The organism is Leifsonia sp. SIMBA_070 (assembly GCF_046534635.1).
Classification (GTDB): Bacteria; Actinomycetota; Actinomycetes; order Actinomycetales; family Microbacteriaceae; genus Leifsonia.
The window spans coordinates 1-368 of the sequence record NZ_JAWRYK010000070.1; the positions used below are offsets into that span (position 1 = coordinate 1).

General features: G+C 31.0%; 1 protein-coding gene. It reads right to left on the reverse strand.

Annotation, left to right across the window (positions count from 1 at the left end; translation table 11 throughout):
- The coding region (locus SB754_RS19450; RefSeq protein ID WP_410784046.1) for a hypothetical protein at positions 1–257 on the reverse strand (257 nt) is incomplete at its 3' end.
- Positions 258–368 lie beyond the last annotated feature (111 nt).

The following is a 368-nucleotide window of genomic DNA, read 5'->3' on the forward strand; positions in this document are numbered from 1 at the left end:
CCGAAAGAAAATAACTCTTCAGCCAAACAAATAACAACGTAAAAAAAATAGTTTCTTCCTATTATAATGTCAACTGCATTGATGCCTGATGCAGTTTCTGGTTCCGGTCTGGTTTTAAATTGTAATTTAAGTGAACATTGGTAAATAGATTGGTAAATAATCTTAAAAACTAAAACATGAACATTCATGAAAACTAAGAATAATTGAATCTCCATCATACTAATTACTTCAAGTAATATAGGCAAATCTGGTGTCATTTACTATCAGGAGAAATTAATTCAATAAAAGTAGATCAACTGAAGTCAAGACGGGAATGATGTCGATATAACGCGAAATGAGTTTACGAAACAGGCCTCAAAAACTTTTGT